Genomic DNA, 16,190 nt, shown 5'->3' on the forward strand with positions numbered 1-16,190 from the left:
GATAATCTCCGGCTTTTTTTATGGTTTCGGGTGATGCACCCGGTGGGTCAGCCCGCGCAGGAAATTACGCAGAAACTGATCGCCGCACTCACGGTAGTTTTTATGATCCGGCGCGCGCATCATGGCGGTCACTTCCGGCACGGATACGCGGTATTTTTGCTCCGTCATGATCGCCACAATATCGTCCGTTTTCAGCGAAAACGCGATACGCAGCTTTTTCAGCACCGTGTTGTTGTTCACCCGACGCTCCAGCGCCAGCTCAGGCGCGGAGGGATCCTTGCCACGCTTATCGTAAATCAGGCCATTAAGGAAACCCGACAGAATGATGTCAGGGCAGCGGACAAAGCCCTCTTCGTCTTCTTTGGTCATCCACGTGTCAAAACTCGCAGACGTGGATTCCATGTCGGACAGCGCAAGAATGCGCACCATGTCGTTATTGTTCGCTTTCAGGGTGTAGCGCAGGCTACGAAGAATATCGTTACTTAGCATAGAGCCTTCGAATGTCGATGATGCAATGGCGCGCAGTGTACCAGCTTTACAGGCCAATCGCCTCTTTCAAACTCTTGAGATAGCGACGGCTGACGGGTACCGTTTGCCCGGCACGCAGCACCAGCTCGGCCTGGCCGTTATCTTCCAGGCGGATCTCCTTCAGGTGCGCCATATTTACAAGATACTGGCGGTGGCAGCGGAGCAGCGGCGTGCGGCTCTCCAGCGTGCGCAGGGTCAGCTCGGTAAACCCTTCGTTCCCTTCCGCGCTGGTAACAAACACCCCGCTCAGTCGGCTGCTGACGAACGCCACATCATCCATCTGCAGCAGATAGATCCGGCTGTGTCCGGTACAGGGGATAAACTTCAGCGGCTGCTGGTTCTCCGGCAGCAGCGTGACGTCCTGCACGGTGCGCTCCTGGCGTAAACGAGTGAGCGTTTTTTCCAGACGCTTCTCTTCAATCGGCTTGAGTAAATAGTCAAACGCGTGCTCCTCAAAGGCCTTAACGGCGTATTCATCAAACGCCGTCAGAAACACGATGTACGGGCGATGCTCCGGGTCAAGCATACCGACCATCTCCAGCCCGCTGATGCGGGGCATCTGAATATCGAGAAACAGCACGTCCGGGCGCAGCTTGTGCACCGCGCCGATGGCCTCAATCGCGTTCGCACACTCTCCCACAATCTCAATATCCGGCTGCTCCTGCAGCAGAACGCGCAGGTTTTCCCGTGCCAGCGGCTCGTCATCCACAATCAGCACTCTTAACATGCGTTTTCCTCCAGCGGCAGTCGTACGGTAATACGGGTAAATTGGTCGGGCTCGCAGGCGACGGTAATGCCGCAATCGTCGCCAAAATGGGCGTGCAGGCGTTTATCCACCAGGCTCATCCCTAAACCGCCGGAGGCGGAAGGCTGGTAAAGCCCGGCATTATCTTCAATATCCAATACCAGATGGTTGTTGAAACGGCTGGCGGCAATGGTTATCTCCCCCGTTCCCAGCAGCTGAGATGTACCGTGCTTGATGGCGTTTTCCACAATAGGCTGCAGGGTAAAGGCCGGGAGATGCTGATACGCCAGCTCGTCCGGAACGGAGAGCGACACCTGCAGGCGCGACTGGAAACGCGCCTGCTCAATCTGCAGATAGGCATTCACGTGCTCAATCTCATCGGCGAGGGTCACGATCTCAGAAGGCCGTTTCAGGTTCTTGCGGAAAAAGGTCGACAGAAATTGCACCAGCTGCGCGGCCTGATCGCTGTCGCGGCGGATCACCGCTTTGAGCGTGTTGAGGGCATTAAACAGGAAATGCGGATTGACCTGGGCATGCAGAAGCTTAATTTCGGACTGCGTCAACAGGGCTTTCTGCCGCTCATACTGCCCGGCAAGGATTTGCGCGGACAGCAGCTGGGCTATCCCCTCTCCCAGCGTGCGGTTGATGGAGCTGAACAGACGGTTTTTGGCCTCATACAGCTTGATGGTTCCCATCACCCGCTGATTTTCCCCGCGCAGCGGAATCACCAGCGTGGAGCCCAGCTTGCACTGCGGATGCAGCGAGCAGCGGTAAGGCACTTCGTTTCCGTCGGCATACACCACCTCACCGGTTTCAATGGCGCGCAGCGTATAGGCTGAAGAGATGGGTTTACCCGGCAGATGGTGATCGTCCCCGGTGCCGGTGAAGGCCAGCAGCCGCTCGCGGTCGGTGATGGCCACCGCGCCGATATCCAGCTCCTTGTAAAGCACCTGCGCGACCTTCATGCTGTTCTCTTCGTTAAAGCCCTGGCGCAGGATCCCTTCGGTCGAGGCGGCGACCTTCAGCGCCGTGGCGGAAAAAGCCGAGGTGTACTTTTCGAACATGGCGCGCTTGTCGAGCAGAATGCGCATAAACAGCGCCGCCCCCACGGTGTTGGTCACCATCATCGGGGCGGCAATGCTGCTGACCAGGTGCAGCGCATCGTCAAACGGACGGGCAATCAGCAGTATGATCGCCATCTGCGCCATTTCGGCCACAAAGGTAATGGCACCGGCGGTAAGCGGGCTAAAGACTTTATCAGGGCGGCCGCGTTTGATCATATAACTGTGCACCAGCCCGCCGAGCAGCCCTTCCACGATCGTCGAGATCATGCAGCTGAGCGCCGTCATCCCGCCCATGGAATAGCGATGCAGCCCCCCGGTTAAGCCGACAAGGCCGCCGACGACGGGACCGCCCAGCAGCCCGCCCATCACCGCGCCGATAGCGCGCGTATTGGCAATAGAGTCTTCGATATGGAGACCAAAATAAGTCCCCATGATGCAGAAAATAGAGAAGGTGACGTAGCAGAGCAGCTTATGCGGCAGACGTACGGTGACCTGCATCAGCGGGATAAACAGGCGCGTTTTGCTCATCAGCCAGGCGATGACCAGAAACACGCACATCTGCTGAAGCAACAGCAGCACCAGATTAAACTCGTACATACTCAAAACCGCACACGCTAAAAACGCGTAACATACACTGATGCGGGTTTACTTTCTTTGAAGCATCCCAAAAAAGCGCAAAATCGTGCCCGTTATCACACATTTTTCTAAATATCGCGCATGCTTCGCATTGTTTGTTCAAAAATCAATCAATTCTTCCTGGTTCGCCAAAGTGGGTCTACAGTTAAGCTGGGGACGCGTAAGCCAGGGGGCGAATATGGCGCTTTACACGATAGGTGAAGTGGCACTCCTTTGTGATATCAATCCCGTTACCCTACGGGCGTGGCAGCGACGGTATGGATTGCTCAAACCGCAAAGAACGGACGGTGGGCATCGCCTCTTTAATGAGGCCGATATCGACCGTATCCGCGAAATAAAAAGCTGGATCGACAACGGAGTGCAGGTCGGGAAAGTGAAATCCCTGTTGAGCCACGACGATCCTGACACGCAGCACCTCTGGCGCGAACAGCAGGAAACCCTGCTTCGGCTTCTGCAGGCGGGCAATCTTCAGCGCCTGCGCGGATGGATAAAAGAGCAGGGCCGAGACTATCCGGCACAGACGCTGATCTCCCATCTTTTCATTCCGCTCCGTCGACGCCTGCAGTGCCAGCAGTCCACCCTGCAGGCGCTGCTCAGCCTGCTCGACGGGGTGCTGATCAACTACATTGCCGTCTGCCTTGCCTCGGCGAAGAACAAAGCCGGAAAAGATGCGCTGGTGGTCGGCTGGAACGTGCACGATACCACCCGCCTGTGGCTGGAAGCGTGGATTGCGACCCAGAAGGGCTGGCGCGTGGATGTCCTGGCGCATTCCCTGGCGCAGCTTAAGCCTGAGTTTTTCGACGGTCAGACCCTGCTGGTCTGGTGTGGGGAAGTGCCCTCCACCACGCAGCAGCTGCTGCTGACACAATGGCGAGAGAATGGTTACCCGGTATATTCCCTTGGCCCGGATGAGCCATAACGGCATTTAATGGTTCATTAACAGCTGCGCTTCACCGTATAATTGTTCCGTTAACAACAGGAGCACATGATGAAGGCAACCAAACTGGCCATTATTACCCTTTTTGTCCTGATGGCCGTGAGCGGTATCGGCGGCGTGATGCTGGCAGGATACTCGTTTATTGTTCGCGGCGGTGTCGGCTGAGGTACAGCGCCAGCCGCTCAAAAAGGCGATCGACGACGATTGCCGCCAGCGCGACCAGCACCGCCCCCTGCACGATATAAGCCGTATTAAACCCGCTCAGGCCGATAATAATCGGCGTTCCCAGCGTATTGGCACCGACCGTAGACGCAATGGTCGCCGTCCCGATGTTGATAATCACCGATGTGCGGATCCCGGCAATGATAACCGGCGCCGCAAGCGGGAGTTCAACCTTGCGCAGCCGCTGGCCGCGACTCATCCCCATCCCTTCTGCCACACTCAGCACTGACGCCGGTACCGCCGCGAGGCCCGCCAGCGTGCCCTGCAGTACCGGCAATACGCCGTATAAAATCAGCGCAATAATGGCGGGCTGCTGACCAAAGCCCATCACTGGAACCGCTATCGCCAGCACAGCCACCGGGGGAAACGTCTGGCCAATCGCCGCTATCGTCTCCACCAGCGGACGAAACTCCTTGCCCGCAGGCCGCGTGACCGCGATGCCCGCCCCCACGCCCAGCACAACCGCGATGGCGCTTGAGAGCGCCACCAGCCAGAGATGCGCCAGGGCGAGATTAATAAAGCTCTCCTGCTGATACACCGGCCGCGGCAGCCCGGGAAAGAGGCTGTTAAACAGCACCGCGCTGTGGGGCATCAGAAACAGTAAGGCGACAAAGAGCGCTACCAGCCAGAGGAGCGGATCACGCAGTGCCTTCACGCGTCACCTCCCCGGCCAGCAGATCGCGAAAATGTAAGGTTCCGCACGGCGTACCGCGCGAGTCAGAGACGGGCAATACCTCGCACTGGCGCGCGACGAACGCCGAGAGGGCATCCCGCAGGCTCATCTGCGCCTGCAGCGGTTCGCCGCTCACCGGCACCTCCTCCCGACGCATATAATCGCTGACCGTGCGCAGGGAGAGCAGCCTCACGCCCAGCTCGCTGCGGCCAAAAAACTCGCGCACAAAGTCGTTCTTCGGCCATGTTAATAGCTCAAGCGGCGAGCCCTGCTGCACCACTTCGCCATGATCCATCAGCACCAGATGGTCGGCCAGGCGCAGGGCTTCATCAATATCGTGCGTCACGAGAACGATCGTGCGTCCGAGAATGCGGTGAATGCGGGTCATCTCCGCCTGCAGCGCCCCGCGCGTGACCGGATCCAGCGCGCCGAAGGGTTCATCCATCAGCAGCACCTGCGGGTTGGCCGCCAGCGCGCGCGCCACGCCCACGCGCTGCTGCTGGCCTCCGGAAAGCTGGTGCGGATAGCGATCGCGCAGCGCGGGCTCTAACCCCAGCAGCGACATCAGCTCATCCACCCGGTCAGCGATTTTTGCTCGCGACCATTTCTCCAGCTGCAGCACGGTGGCGATGTTCTGCGCCACCGTCCAGTGGGGAAACAGGCCGATAGACTGAATGGCATAGCCCATCCGCCGACGCAGCTCCAGCACCGGCAGGCTGCGGATCTCTTCTCCGGCAAAGCGGATCAGCCCGCTATCATGCTCAACCAGACGGTTGATCATCTTCAGCGTGGTGGACTTGCCCGACCCAGAGGTGCCAATCAGCACGGAAAACGCGCCCTCGGCAAAGTTCAGGTTCAGGTGGCTCGCCGCCGGGTGACCGGCGAAGGTTTTACTGACATCGTGAAATTCAATCATTGGCTCTTCTCCTGAGCAGCGCGAGCCATAAGGCAAACAGCGCGTCGACGACAACCGCCAGCGCAATCGTGGGCACCACGCCCAGTAACACCAGATCGAGGGCACTGCTGAGCAGCCCCTGGAACACCAGCGCGCCAAAGCCTCCCGCGCCAATCAGCGCCGCAATCACCGCCATGCCGACGGTTTGTACCGCCACCACCCGCAGGCTGCGCAGCAGCAGGGGCAGCGCCAGCGGCAGCTGAATTTTCCAAAAACACTGCCGTGCGCTCATCCCCATCGCATGGGCGCTTTCAAGAACATCCGGCGCGACCTGACTCAGCCCCGCGACCACGCCGCGCACCAGCGGCAGCAGCGCATACAGCACCAGCGCGATAAGCGCGGGCGTTAACCCCGTTCCGGCTATGCCGAGCGTTCCCAGCACCGGAAACGACTTCACCAGCCCGGCCAGCGGCGCAATCAGCAGGCCAAACAGCGCGACGGAGGGAATGGTCTGGATAATGTTGAGGACGGTAAAAACCCCACCCTGGCGTGAAGGATGGCGATAGCACCACATGCCGAGCGGTATCCCGACCAGCAGAGCCGGGATCAGCATGCCAAAAAGGATCGTCAGGTGCTGCGCGAGGGCATCATCAAACACCTCCTGACGGTTGGCGTACTCTTTCAGCAGCGAGAGATTGTTCAGCTCACCGCTGAACAGCAGGAACAAGGGAATACACCATATCTGCGCGTTGAGCACCCAGCGCCAGACGGCGCTGGAGATAAGTCGACGAATAGCGTCGCTGCTGGCCAGCAGACAGAGCGCCAGCCACAGCCAGAGGCCGCTTCCTATTGTGGTTCTCGCCAGCGGACTTTCCGCCGACGCCATATGCGTCGCCGCCAGCCCGGCGCTCCAGAACAGCACGATGAAGAGCCCTTCAGAGAGGAGCAGCGTCAGCCACTGCGCCGTGCGCCCTTGCCAGAGCGATAGCGCAACCCACGCGCCCAGCGACGCCGCCAGCAACCACGGCGTGAATGCCCACACTTCCCAGAGATAGCGCCCTTCCCCTGACATCAGGCGGTTAGGTGCGACATTCACAAACGGCAGCGCGGCTGCCGCGATGGCCACGCAGGCCAGCAGCAGCAGGACGCGGTTATGACATTTTATTGGCACAGCCCTTTCCCGTTACTTCACAAGCCCTTGTTGTTTCAGGAAGTCGGCGGCCACTTTTTTGGCATCCAGCCCCTCGACGGCAATGCTGGCATTCAGCTGTTGCAGCGTTTTTTCATCCAGTTTTTCGAAGACGGGTTTGAGCCAGTCGGCAATCTCCGGATAGGCTTTCAGCACCGCCTCACGCACGACCGGAGTCGGGGCGTAAATCGGCTGTACGCCTTTAGGATCGGTCAGGGTTTGCAGGCCGAGCGCCGCCACCGGGCCGTCGGTGCCGTAGGCCATTGCCGCGTTAACACCGGAAGTTTGCTGCGCCGCCGCCTTAATGGTTACCGCCGTATCCCCGCCCGCCAGCGAGAGCAGCTGCGCCTGGTCGAGCTTGAAGTCGTAGGCTTTTTCAAACGCCGGGAGCGCGTCAGGACGCTCGATAAACTCCGCGGATGCAGCAAGCTTAAAGTCGCCCTTCTCTTTCAGATAGCGGCTGAGATCCGCCAGAGACGTCAGCTTACCTTTCTCCGCCACGTCCTTGCGCACGGCGATAGTCCAGGTGTTGTTGGCCGGGGCCGGCGTCAGCCAGACCAGCTTGTTCTGTTCCGCGTCGAGTTTTTTGACTTTCTCATACCCGGCTTTGGCGTTTTTCCATGCCGGATCGTTTTCATCTTTGAAGAAGAATGCCCCGTTGCCGGTGTATTCCGGATAGATATCCAGCTCGCCGGAGGTGATCGCCCCGCGCACGACGGGCGTGGTGCCCAGCTGAACTTTATTGACGGTTTTCACGCCGTGGCTTTCAAGCACCTGCAAAATAATATTGCCGAGCAGCGCACCTTCGGTATCGATCTTTGAGCCCACTTTTACCGGCTCCGCCGCCTGTAGCGGCAGGCTTAGCGCTGCGAGTAGCGCCGCAGAAGCTACCATCCCCGTTTTAATCGTCATTCCGCTGTCCTCATTTTTTTATCGCCTTTTTCAGAGGCTTGAGAGAAAAGCGTAGCTTAAAACGGCGGATTTACCCGGCAAAATGCCTTTTTAGCATAAGGTAAGACGCATCCCCCGGAAACCGGGGGATGCAAAGGAAGGAAGGTTACAGCAGCTCGAACTCGCCTTTATTCACGCGGGCGGAGTCCACCCCGATAAAGACGTTAAACTTGCCTGGCTCCGCATCGTATTTCATCTGCTGGTTCCAGAACTTCAGCGCGTCCACGTCAATCGGGAAGCTGATGGTTTGGGTTTCGCCAGGCTTCAGATTGACCTTCTCGAAGCCGCGCAGCTGCTTAACAGGACGGCTCATCGAGGCGGTGACATCCTGGACGTACATCTGAATCACCGTTGCCCCTTCGCGCTTGCCAGTGTTGGTCACCTCAACGCTGGCGGTAACTTTGCCGTCACGCTTCAGGGTCGGCGCCGACATTTTCACGTCAGAAACCTTGAAGGTGGTGTAGCTCAGGCCGTAACCAAACGGATACAGCGGGCCGTTAGCTTCGTCGAAGTAACGGGACGTGTACTTGTTCGGCTTGTCGGCGTTATACGGGCGACCGGTGTTCAGGTGGCTGTAGTACACCGGGAACTGCCCGACGGAGCGCGGGAAGGACATCGGCAGCTTGCCCGACGGGTTGTAATCACCAAACAGCACGTCGGCGATGGCGTTACCGCCTTCGGTACCGGCAAACCAGGTTTCCAGAATGGCGTCAGCCTGCTGGTCCTCTTTCACCAGCGCCAGCGGACGCCCGTTCATCAGCACCAGCACCAGCGGCTTGCCGGTGGCTTTCAGGGCAGCGATCAGATCGCGCTGGCTCTGCGGGATGGTGATGTCGGTACGGCTGGAGGCCTCGTGCGCCATACCCTGCGCTTCGCCCACGACCGCGACAACCACATCAGACTGTTTCGCGGTATTCACCGCCTCGTCGATCATCTCCTTCGGCGTGCGCGGATCGACCTTCACCGCTTCCTCGTACTGATTGAGGAAGGTGACGATGTCTTTATCGTTGGTGACGTTCGCCCCTTTGGCGTACACCACTTTCGCGTTATCACCCACGGCACTCTTAATCCCGGTCAGCACGGTCACGGACTGGTCGGCCACGCCTGCGGCAGACCAGCTGCCCATCACGTCGCGCTTGCTGTCGGCCAGCGGGCCCACCACGGCAATAGTGCCGGATTTTTTCAGCGGCAGCGTATCGAGGCGGTTTTTCAGCAGCACCAGGCTTTCGCGCGCCACGTCACGCGCTTCTTTGCGGTGCAGGCGGCTTTCGGCGTTGGTATCTGCCGGGTCAGAGTCTTTCGGACCCAGGTGGCTGTAAGGATCGTTAAACAGACCCATGTCATATTTCACGTTCAGCACGTGGCGCGCGGCATCGTCCAACTCCGCCATCGTGACCTTGCCGCTCTTCACCAGACCCGGCAGGTATTTGCTGTAGTACTCGTCGCTCATGCTCATGTTGATGCCAGACTTGAGCGCCACGCGCACCGCGTCTTCCGGATCGGACGCCGTGCCGTGTTTGATCAGCTCTTTAATCGCGCCGTGGTCAGAAACGGTGATGCCCTTAAAGCCCCACTGGTCGCGCAGCACGTCTTTCAGCAGCCAGGAATCAGAGGTCGCAGGCGTGCCGTTCAGCGAGTTCAGCGCCACCATCACCGCGCCGCTGCCCGCGTCCAGACCAGCCTTGTACGGCGGCATGTAGTCGTTGAACAGGCGCTGCGGGCTCATGTCCACGGTGTTGTACTCTTTCCCGCCTTCAACCGCGCCATAGGCCGCGAAGTGTTTGACGCTGGTCATCACCGAGTAGCGGTCCGCCGGGCTTTTGCCCTGCATCGCTTCCACCATGGTTTTACCCATCGTGGAGGTTAAATACGTATCCTCACCAAAGCCTTCCGAGCCGCGGCCCCAGCGCGGATCGCGCGAGACGTCCACCATTGGCGCCCAGGTCATGTTCAGGCCGTCGTCCGCCGCTTCATAAGCCGACACGCGCCCGACGGTTTTCACCGCGTCGAGGTTAAAGGAAGAGGCTAAGCCGAGGCTAATCGGGAAGACGGTACGCTGGCCGTGCACTACGTCATAGGCGAAGAACAGCGGAATTTTCAGGCGGCTGAGATCCATCACCTGATCCTGCATCTTGCGGATATCCTGGCGGGTGACGGTATTAAAGATGGCCCCTACCTGCCCGTCTTTGATCATCTCGCGGATGGCCTCTTTCGGGTTATCCGGGCCGACGCTAATAAGACGCAGCTGGCCGATTTTCTCATCGACCGTCATTTTTTTGAGCAATTCAGTGACAAACGCGTCCCGTGCTTCAGGCGTGAGCGGGTGATTACCAAACAAATCCTCTGCCAGCGCAGGTTGCAGCGCCAGGCTGACGGCGACACCTACAGAACATAGCCATTTCATGTCGTTTTACTCTCTCATCAATAACCGCCGGACGATCTCGGCCATACCGTGCGAAAAGCGCAGTGTGCCACAAACCCTCTGAACGTTGCAGGGTTATTCTCTGATTTTTCTCGTGAATACTCGACCGCTTAACAGTTAATCGCGCTATGCTTTACAGCGAGAAATTTGCCCCACCACAAGGAGTGGAAGATGTCTTCTGTTCGAACAAACGATAACACGGCTTTTATTAACGAACTGTCGCGCCTGGTTGGCTCCTCTCACCTGCTTACCGACCCGGCCAAAACCGCCCGCTACCGCAAAGGTTTCCGCTCCGGTCAGGGCGAGGCGCTGGCGGTGGTCTTCCCCGGCACGCTGCTGGAGCTGTGGCGCGTGCTGAGCGCCTGCGTCGCGGCCGACAAGATTATTTTAATGCAGGCGGCCAACACCGGCCTCACCGAAGGCTCCACGCCGAACGGCAACGATTACGATCGCGACATCGTGATTATCAGCACCCTGCGCCTCGACAAGCTGCACCTGCTGGACAAAGGCGAGCAGGTGCTCGCGTTCCCCGGCACGACGCTCTATTCCCTCGAAAAAGCGCTTAAGCCGCTGGGCCGTGAGCCGCACTCGGTGATTGGCTCCTCCTGCATTGGCGCCTCGGTGGTTGGCGGAATTTGCAACAACTCCGGCGGCTCGCTGGTGCAGCGCGGCCCGGCCTATACCGAGATGTCGCTGTTTGCCCGTATTGACGAAAACGGCAAGCTGACGCTGGTGAACCACCTGGGAATCGATCTCGGCGCGACGCCGGAACAGATCCTCAGCAAGCTTGACGACGATCGCGTGAAGGACGAAGACGTGCAGCACGACGGCCGCCACGCGCACGATCACGACTACGTGACCCGCGTGCGGGATATCGACGCCGATACGCCGGCGCGCTACAACGCCGACCCGGACCGCCTGTTTGAATCCTCCGGCTGCGCCGGGAAGCTTGCCGTTTTTGCCGTGCGCCTCGATACCTTCCCGGCGGAGAAAAAGCAGCAGGTGTTTTACATCGGTACCAATCAGCCTGACGTTCTGACCGAAATTCGTCGTCATATTCTGGGCGAATTTACCCATCTGCCGGTGGCGGGCGAGTACATGCACCGGGACATTTACGACATCGCCGAGCGCTACGGCAAAGATACGTTCCTGATGATCGACAAACTCGGCACCGACAAAATGCCGTTCTTCTTCACCATGAAGGGACGCACCGACGCGATGCTGGAGAAAGTGTCGCTGTTCAAACCGCACTTCACCGACCGCTTTATGCAGAAGCTGGGCAACGTTTTCCCGGCGCATCTGCCGGAGCGGATGAAAACCTGGCGCGATAAGTACGAACATCACCTGCTTCTGAAAATGGCCGGGGACGGAATTGCCGAAGCGCAGAGCTGGCTGACCGAGTTCTTCAAAACCGCCGAAGGGGATTTCTTTGCCTGTACGCCTGAAGAGGGCAGCAAAGCGTTCCTGCACCGTTTTGCCGCCGCAGGCGCCGCCATCCGTTATCAGGCGGTGCATTCGGAAGAGGTGGAAGATATTCTGGCGCTGGATATCGCCCTGCGCCGTAACGACACCGAGTGGTTTGAGCACCTCCCGCCGGAAATCGACGGCAAGCTGGTGCATAAGCTCTATTACGGCCACTTTATGTGTTATGTCTTCCATCAGGATTACATCGTCAAAAAAGGGGTCGATGCACACGAACTGAAGGAGCAGATGCTCGCCCTGCTGCGTGAACGCGGCGCACAATATCCTGCGGAACATAACGTCGGGCATCTTTATAAAGCCCCTGACGCACTTAAGCAGTTTTATCGCGAGAATGACCCTACAAACAGCATGAATCCCGGCATTGGTAAAACAACGCGGAAGAAATACTGGAAAGAAGAGGCAGACGCGGAGCAGCGCATAACGCAAGCGTCTGATTAATTCCTACAGCCAAATTTGAGAGATTGTTTAGCGCGCCTTAATCGTAATAGAGTATCTTTCTGATGCCGGAGAAACGTTTCTCCGGCTTTCTATAACGAGGAGCGGGCACATCATGTCGGCTATTGATGTTTTATCCGAGACCGAACTGGAAGTGCGCGATGCCCTTCCCGATGATGTGCATGCCATCGCCGCGATCTATGCCTGGCATGTGCTGCACGGGCGCGCGTCATTTGAAGAAGTCCCCCCCACCATCGACGAAATGCGTCAGCGTATGAAAAGCGTGGCTGAGAACGGTTTACCATGGCTTATTGCGCTCTATCGCGGCATCGTGGTGGGCTACTGCTACGCCACGCCTTACCGCCCGCGACACGCCTACCGCTATACCCTGGAAGAGTCGATTTACGTGGATGCCAGCATCACCGGGCGCGGTTTTGGCTCGGCACTGATGGATGCGCTAATTGAACGATGCGAGCAAGGGCCGTGGCGGCAGATGATTGCCGTGGTGGGAGATGGCAACAATAATGCCGGCTCATTGCGGCTGCATAAAAAGCATGGCTTCGTGATTGTCGGTCAGCTGCGTAGCGTGGGCTATAAGAAAGGCGACTGGCGGGATACGGTGATTATGCAGCGCTCGCTCAACGACGGGGATTGGACGCTGCCGGAATAAAAGCAAAACGGTAACTGGGTTACCGTTTTTTGTGTTTTCTCCCTCTCCCTGTGGGAGAGGGTCGGGGTGAGGGCATCAGCGCGCACAAACGACTCAATCGTTCTGCGCCGTCGCCATCTGTTCCGCTTTCTGCTTTTTATACGTCAATGCTGCGGCCGGAACGGGCTGCACTTTCCCGGTTTCAATCCAGGTACGCAGGCGGCTCGCGTCCGCGAAGTGGGTATATTTGCCGAAGGCATCCATCACCACCAGCGCCACCGGCTTACCGTTAAACACGGTGCGCATCACCAGACAGTGTCCTGCCGCGTTGGTAAAGCCGGTTTTCGTTAGCTGAATGTTCCAGTTATCGCGGTATACCAGATGGTTAGTGTTGCGGAACGGCAGCGTATAGGACGGGTTAGAGAACGTCGCCATATCCTCACGCGTGGTGCTGAGCTGACCAATCAGCGGATACTGTTTGCTGGCAATCAGCAGTTTCGTCAGATCGCGGGCCGTGGAGACGTTGTTGATCGACAGACCCGTCGGTTCAACGTAGTGCGTATTGGTCATCCCCAGCGCTTTGGCTTTCGCGTTCATCGCGCGGATAAAGGCGTCATAGCCGCCCGGATAGTGGTGCGCCAGGCTCGCCGCCGCGCGGTTTTCAGACGACATCAGCGCCAGCAGCAGCATATACTTACGGCTGATCTCACTGTTCAGGCGCACGCGGGAGTAGATCCCCTTCATCTCCGGCGTGTGGCTGATATCCACTTTCAATTTTTCGTCCAGCGGCAGATGGGCATCAAGCACCACCATCGCGGTCATTAATTTGGTAATTGAGGCGATCGGGCGCACCAGGTCCGGATGGCTGGCGTAGATCACCTTATTGGTGTTGAGATCGACAATCATCGCGCTGCCGGACGCAATTTGCGGCTGAGCAGTGGCGGCGGTCACCGCGGGCGTTTTAGCGACGGCCGGCACGGCAGCAGACGCGCCCAGCAACAGCGCCAGGCTAAGTAAAGAGACTCGGAATTTCAGCATGGTGAGACTTCTGATAATTATTCACGCACGTCATGACGTACACCGCCTGTATCAACGGATAAACACAGGCTGGCTTCGGCATCATAGCGGTCACCGGGCGTTGTCGCCAGCGGATAATCGTGAACAGATGCTGCATTGCTGGCATTTACGCCAGCAATGCAGTGAACTCAGAAGAGACGGTATCCGTAACCCCAAAGAATAACCGTCAGCGCCAGTAGCGCCTCCAGCACCAGCACCCCGATGGCGAGCGTTGAACTGGAAAAACTCAGGCCTTCTTCTTTATTGATATTCAGGAAGGTTGGAACCCCCAGATACAGCAGATACCCGGTGTAAAAGAGGGCAATGGTACCGATCAGCGCGCACAGCCAGACCAGTGGATAGAGCGCAACAATACCGCTTAAGAACAGCGGGGTCGCGACATATCCGGCAAAGACCATACAGTGCGCCAGCGATGGACGTTGCGGGTAGTTACGCGCCATCCAGTGAATGACGCGGCCCATTATCGCCACACCCGCCAGCATCAGGCCATAAAAAACGATGGCCAGATAGAGTCCGGTAAACCAGGAAAGCTGAACCACGGTACCGTCACCGAAGTTCCAGCCGATTTGTGTTGTTCCGATAAAAGCGCATATTACCGGCACCGCCGCCATCAGCAGCACGTGGTGCGTGTAATGATGCGAGACCGTTTCGTTCTCACTTTTAATGACATGCATTTCACGATCGGGATGGGAGAAAAGTCCCCAGACATGGTTCATAGCGCCCCCTTGTTGTCGGCCCGTCAGCGATACCTTAAGTATAATGCAGGCTTTAGATTATTTTATGTACAGTGGGAAATTTCCGTTGATTTCCCCGCTGTTGATTCATGGGGTATATGATTAAACGAGGTATGCTGAGGGAGATAACATTTACGTAATGGATATTAACGCACTCATTGAACAATATGGATATGCCGCGCTGGTCGTCGGTAGCGTGGCGGAAGGTGAAACCATCACGCTGTTAGGCGGCGTCGCCGCGCATCAGGGATTGCTGAAATTCCCGCTGGTCGTCGCAGCGGTCGCGCTCGGCGGAATGATTGGCGATCAGCTGCTCTACTTTCTCGGGCTGCGCTTCGGGCCCACGTTGCTTAAGCGTTTCGCAAAGCATCAGAAGAAAATCCGCCGCGCTCAACGGCTCATTCAACGTCATCCCTATCTGTTCGTCATCGGCACGCGCTTTATGTATGGCTTTCGCATTATCGGGCCGATACTGATTGGCGCCAGCCATCTGCCGCCAAAAATTTTCCTGCCGCTCAATGTTCTTGGTGCGATAGCCTGGGCGCTGATCTTTACGACGCTCGGCTACGTCGGGGGCGAAGTGATTGGCCCGTGGCTGCATAATCTCGACCAGCACCTGAAGCACTGGGCGTGGTTGATTCTGGTGGTGGTGGCGGTGATTGGGGTCAGGCTGTGGCTGAAGCATCGGGAAAAGACGCGGGATGAGGAGTAGCCGGGCGCGGCCTGATGCCCGCACCCTAACCCTCTCCCACAGGAAGAGGGAGAAAGTAACCTACCCCTCCGGCTTAAACTGCGGGTTCGCCAGCATAAAGCCCCCGTCGACAATAAACGATTGCCCCGTCGTGTAGCTGGCGTCGCTGTCGCACAGCCACGCCACCAGGCTGGCAATCTCTTTGGTGTGGCCCGGCCGCGCCAGCGGGATCTCAGGCATTGAGCCTTCCTTCACTTCGCTGTCGTCCATGTCGTTCATCGGTGTGGCAATGGCGCCCGGCGCGACGGCGTTCACCAGAATGTTGTGCTTAACCAGTTCCATCGCCATGGATTTGGTTAACCCGCCGAGCGCGTGTTTTGCCGCCGTGTAGGCGCTGGCCTCCGGCAGCGGCGTGTGCTCATGCACCGAGGTAATGTTCACAATCCGCCCACCTTTCCCCTGCTTCACCATCTGCCGGGCGGCAATTTGTGAGCAGAGAAACGCGCCGTCCACGTCGACGGTGAAAATGTTCCGCCAGTCGTCAAACGGCATCTCAAGGAACGGCGCTTTGGTCATCGCTCCGGCATTGTTAACCAGCACGTCCAGCCGACCAAAACGCGCAATCAGCGTTTCAATAGCCTTTGCGCCTTCCGGCAGCGTGCTTAAATCAAGATGGATAGCCTCTGCGCGCTGCCCCTGCGCCTCAACTTCGCGGCAGGTTTCCAGCGCCCCTTTTTCATCCGAGTGCCAGGTGACGCCAATATCAAAACCGCGCTCTGCGAGCATCAGCGCCGTGGTTTTACCAATCCCGGAATCCGATGCGGTCACTATCGCTACTCTGGTCATACTCACCTCCTGAA

Annotated in this window: 16 protein-coding genes; 5 read left to right on the forward strand and 11 right to left on the reverse strand. The window is 58.1% G+C overall.

Annotated features, from left to right (window positions below):
• Positions 1-18: 18 nt before the first annotated feature.
• The 3 genes from LA04_RS17055 to LA04_RS17065 are packed head-to-tail and all read right to left on the reverse strand — an operon-like array spanning position 19 to position 2,934.
• A complete protein-coding gene (locus LA04_RS17055; protein ID WP_047652496.1) occupies positions 19-489 on the reverse strand; it encodes a DUF1456 family protein in 471 nt (156 codons plus the stop codon).
• Positions 490-535: 46 nt separating this feature from the next.
• Positions 536-1,255, reverse strand: a complete 720-nt coding sequence (btsR, locus tag LA04_RS17060; protein WP_047652497.1) for a two-component system response regulator BtsR — start codon at positions 1,253-1,255, stop codon at positions 536-538.
• On the reverse strand, positions 1,249-2,934 hold the full coding sequence (locus tag LA04_RS17065) for a sensor histidine kinase (RefSeq protein ID WP_047652498.1): 1,686 nt from the start codon (positions 2,932-2,934) through the stop codon (positions 1,249-1,251). The genes btsR and LA04_RS17065 overlap by 7 nt, the downstream gene beginning before the upstream one ends.
• Before the next feature lie 217 nt (positions 2,935-3,151).
• On the opposite strand from LA04_RS17065, the gene mlrA reads away from it, so the two are divergent.
• Together mlrA and LA04_RS24160 are read left to right on the forward strand one after the other, a co-directional pair.
• Positions 3,152-3,892, forward strand: a complete 741-nt coding sequence (gene mlrA / locus LA04_RS17070; protein WP_047652499.1) for an HTH-type transcriptional regulator MlrA — start codon at positions 3,152-3,154, stop codon at positions 3,890-3,892.
• 69 nt (positions 3,893-3,961) lie between these two features.
• Positions 3,962-4,075, forward strand: a complete 114-nt coding sequence (locus tag LA04_RS24160) for a protein YohO (protein ID WP_008500895.1) — start codon at positions 3,962-3,964, stop codon at positions 4,073-4,075.
• Here LA04_RS24160 and LA04_RS17075 read toward each other — a convergent pair.
• The 5 genes from LA04_RS17075 to bglX all read right to left on the reverse strand — a co-directional run bounded on the left by LA04_RS17075 (position 4,050) and on the right by bglX (position 10,244).
• On the reverse strand, positions 4,050-4,787 hold the full coding sequence (locus tag LA04_RS17075) for an ABC transporter permease (RefSeq protein WP_047652500.1): 738 nt from the start codon (positions 4,785-4,787) through the stop codon (positions 4,050-4,052). The genes LA04_RS24160 and LA04_RS17075 overlap by 26 nt on opposite strands.
• Positions 4,771-5,721, reverse strand: a complete 951-nt coding sequence (locus LA04_RS17080) for an ABC transporter ATP-binding protein (RefSeq protein WP_047652501.1) — start codon at positions 5,719-5,721, stop codon at positions 4,771-4,773. The genes LA04_RS17075 and LA04_RS17080 overlap by 17 nt, the downstream gene beginning before the upstream one ends.
• On the reverse strand, positions 5,714-6,871 hold the full coding sequence (locus tag LA04_RS17085; protein ID WP_047652502.1) for an ABC transporter permease: 1,158 nt from the start codon (positions 6,869-6,871) through the stop codon (positions 5,714-5,716). The genes LA04_RS17080 and LA04_RS17085 overlap by 8 nt, the downstream gene beginning before the upstream one ends.
• A gap of 12 nt (positions 6,872-6,883) precedes the next feature.
• A complete protein-coding gene (gene osmF, locus LA04_RS17090) occupies positions 6,884-7,801 on the reverse strand; it encodes a glycine betaine ABC transporter substrate-binding protein OsmF (protein ID WP_047652503.1) in 918 nt (305 codons plus the stop codon).
• Between the two features lie 145 nt (positions 7,802-7,946).
• Positions 7,947-10,244 carry a beta-glucosidase BglX gene (gene bglX, locus LA04_RS17095; protein WP_047652504.1) on the reverse strand — a complete coding sequence of 766 codons (2,298 nt, stop codon included), beginning with the start codon at positions 10,242-10,244 and terminating at the stop codon, positions 7,947-7,949.
• Between the two features lie 189 nt (positions 10,245-10,433).
• Between bglX and dld the strand changes: the two genes are divergently transcribed.
• Positions 10,434-12,182, forward strand: coding sequence for a D-lactate dehydrogenase (dld, locus tag LA04_RS17100; protein ID WP_047652505.1), 1,749 nt, complete (start codon positions 10,434-10,436; stop codon positions 12,180-12,182).
• Positions 12,183-12,294: 112 nt separating this feature from the next.
• Positions 12,295-12,849 carry a GNAT family N-acetyltransferase gene (locus tag LA04_RS17105; RefSeq protein WP_047652506.1) on the forward strand — a complete coding sequence of 185 codons (555 nt, stop codon included), beginning with the start codon at positions 12,295-12,297 and terminating at the stop codon, positions 12,847-12,849.
• A gap of 93 nt (positions 12,850-12,942) precedes the next feature.
• Here LA04_RS17105 and pbpG read toward each other — a convergent pair whose 3' ends face one another.
• Both pbpG and LA04_RS17115 read right to left on the reverse strand, forming a co-directional pair.
• On the reverse strand, positions 12,943-13,866 hold the full coding sequence (gene pbpG, locus LA04_RS17110) for a D-alanyl-D-alanine endopeptidase (protein WP_047652507.1): 924 nt from the start codon (positions 13,864-13,866) through the stop codon (positions 12,943-12,945).
• Between the two features lie 167 nt (positions 13,867-14,033).
• On the reverse strand, positions 14,034-14,621 hold the full coding sequence (locus tag LA04_RS17115; RefSeq protein ID WP_033146018.1) for a Yip1 family protein: 588 nt from the start codon (positions 14,619-14,621) through the stop codon (positions 14,034-14,036).
• Positions 14,622-14,778: 157 nt separating this feature from the next.
• Between LA04_RS17115 and LA04_RS17120 the strand changes: the two genes are divergently transcribed.
• On the forward strand, positions 14,779-15,351 hold the full coding sequence (locus LA04_RS17120; protein WP_032658928.1) for a DedA family protein: 573 nt from the start codon (positions 14,779-14,781) through the stop codon (positions 15,349-15,351).
• A gap of 60 nt (positions 15,352-15,411) precedes the next feature.
• On the opposite strand, the gene LA04_RS17125 is transcribed toward LA04_RS17120, so the two are convergent.
• Entirely contained in the window at positions 15,412-16,176 is a 765-nt protein-coding gene (locus LA04_RS17125) for an SDR family oxidoreductase (RefSeq protein ID WP_081957720.1), read from the reverse strand.
• Between the last annotated feature and the right edge of the window lie 14 nt (positions 16,177-16,190).

It is taken from the genome of Enterobacter sp. UCD-UG_FMILLET (assembly GCF_000762975.1).
Classification (GTDB): domain Bacteria; phylum Pseudomonadota; class Gammaproteobacteria; order Enterobacterales; family Enterobacteriaceae; genus Enterobacter; species Enterobacter dykesii.

Bases quoted from the DNA above. Each gene is read 5' to 3' on its own strand.
- LA04_RS17055 (WP_047652496.1), bottom strand. From the start codon at position 489: ATGCTAAGTAACGATATTCTTCGTAGCCTGCGCTACACCCTGAAAGCG.
- btsR (WP_047652497.1), bottom strand. From the start codon at position 1,255: ATGTTAAGAGTGCTGATTGTGGATGACGAGCCGCTGGCACGGGAAAAC.
- LA04_RS17065 (WP_047652498.1), bottom strand. From the start codon at position 2,934: ATGTACGAGTTTAATCTGGTGCTGCTGTTGCTTCAGCAGATGTGCGTG.
- mlrA (WP_047652499.1), top strand. From the start codon at position 3,152: ATGGCGCTTTACACGATAGGTGAAGTGGCACTCCTTTGTGATATCAAT.
- LA04_RS24160 (WP_008500895.1), top strand. From the start codon at position 3,962: ATGAAGGCAACCAAACTGGCCATTATTACCCTTTTTGTCCTGATGGCC.
- LA04_RS17080 (WP_047652501.1), bottom strand. From the start codon at position 5,721: ATGATTGAATTTCACGATGTCAGTAAAACCTTCGCCGGTCACCCGGCG.
- osmF (WP_047652503.1), bottom strand. From the start codon at position 7,801: ATGACGATTAAAACGGGGATGGTAGCTTCTGCGGCGCTACTCGCAGCG.
- bglX (WP_047652504.1), bottom strand. From the start codon at position 10,244: ATGAAATGGCTATGTTCTGTAGGTGTCGCCGTCAGCCTGGCGCTGCAA.
- dld (WP_047652505.1), top strand. From the start codon at position 10,434: ATGTCTTCTGTTCGAACAAACGATAACACGGCTTTTATTAACGAACTG.
- LA04_RS17105 (WP_047652506.1), top strand. From the start codon at position 12,295: ATGTCGGCTATTGATGTTTTATCCGAGACCGAACTGGAAGTGCGCGAT.
- pbpG (WP_047652507.1), bottom strand. From the start codon at position 13,866: ATGCTGAAATTCCGAGTCTCTTTACTTAGCCTGGCGCTGTTGCTGGGC.
- LA04_RS17115 (WP_033146018.1), bottom strand. From the start codon at position 14,621: ATGAACCATGTCTGGGGACTTTTCTCCCATCCCGATCGTGAAATGCAT.
- LA04_RS17120 (WP_032658928.1), top strand. From the start codon at position 14,779: ATGGATATTAACGCACTCATTGAACAATATGGATATGCCGCGCTGGTC.
- LA04_RS17125 (WP_081957720.1), bottom strand. From the start codon at position 16,176: ATGACCAGAGTAGCGATAGTGACCGCATCGGATTCCGGGATTGGTAAA.